Origin of the sequence: Qingrenia yutianensis, assembly GCF_014385105.1 — a bacterium.
GTDB classification, from domain to species: domain Bacteria; phylum Bacillota; class Clostridia; order UMGS1810; family UMGS1810; genus Qingrenia; species Qingrenia yutianensis.
This window is the reverse complement of the sequence record NZ_JACRTE010000069.1, coordinates 1-1033: the sequence shown is the minus strand read 5'-3', so window position 1 is coordinate 1033 and position 1033 is coordinate 1. Positions and strand designations below refer to the sequence as shown.

The window sequence follows — 1033 nt, the reverse complement described above, 5'->3', positions numbered from 1 at the left end:
ATGTTTCTCCGCCCATTGTTTTATCAGCCCGAATACAATACCTTCTATTTGTTCTTTCGAGTATTCTATCGGAAAGTATTCTCTGATTTGCTTATTCTTAATTGTGATATTAACCTTCTCGGATTTTTATCATATATTACGGATAATATTTTATCCTCATCAATCTTTCCGTCTTTTGAAAGAGATTTAATTCTTGACGCCTGTCCTACCGACAACATTATCTCGTCATATTCCAAAATTTCTGCAATATATGCCTGTGCTTTGCTGCCGAGATATGAAAGTTCAACGCCGACTGTAAAAGGCATTCTCTTGTTGTCCACCATTTCAAGAAGTTTATCGATAAGGTATGTTAATCTAATATATCTTTGCACCTGATTTCTGCTTTCGCCGACTTGCTTGGCAAGCTGCATATCCGAGCGCATCCTTGTCTCATTTTGGGACAAGGTTAAATCCGTCCGCATACCCTGCCTTTTCATTGCATCAGGTTTTAGCTTATATGCGAATGCCTTTTCACTGGGAAGAATGTTTTCTCTTTGCAGGTTCGAGTCAACAAGAAGTATCGCTGCTTCGTCATCATTAAGCTCCATCACCTGCGCCGGAAACTTGTGTATTTTTGCAATCTTACCCGCTGCAACTCTCCTGTGTCCGGAAATAATTTCAAATTGCTCATTATCAAGTTTACGGACGATAATCGGTGACAAAATGCCGTTTTCTTTAATGCTTGTAATAAGTTCTTCCATACTTTTATCAAAAAGAACTTTATACGGCTGCTCATCAAACGGTATTAGTTTTGACTGATGAATCATTATAAACTCATTTGTTTTCCAATTTTCAAATTGCTTTCCCTTCATAATAAATCACTCCTAAACCATAAATTTGTGTATACCGCACTTTTGCAAAAAGCAAAAGAGACTCATTATTCCGTATGGAACAATGAGTCTCACAACATTTAATAGGTATAAGTGTTTATCTTGTATTGATATTATATAAGTTGATTTGTAATCGGTAAAAAGAAAAAGTCCTTGAAACAGTT

The 1033-nt window shown here is 36.2% G+C and carries 1 protein-coding gene; it reads right to left on the bottom strand.

What is annotated here, in order from left to right; all coding sequences use genetic code 11:
• Positions 1-65: 65 nt before the first annotated feature.
• Positions 66-851, bottom strand: a complete 786-nt coding sequence (locus H8706_RS12070; RefSeq protein WP_262432837.1) for a ParB/RepB/Spo0J family partition protein — start codon at positions 849-851, stop codon at positions 66-68.
• Between the last annotated feature and the right edge of the window lie 182 nt (positions 852-1033).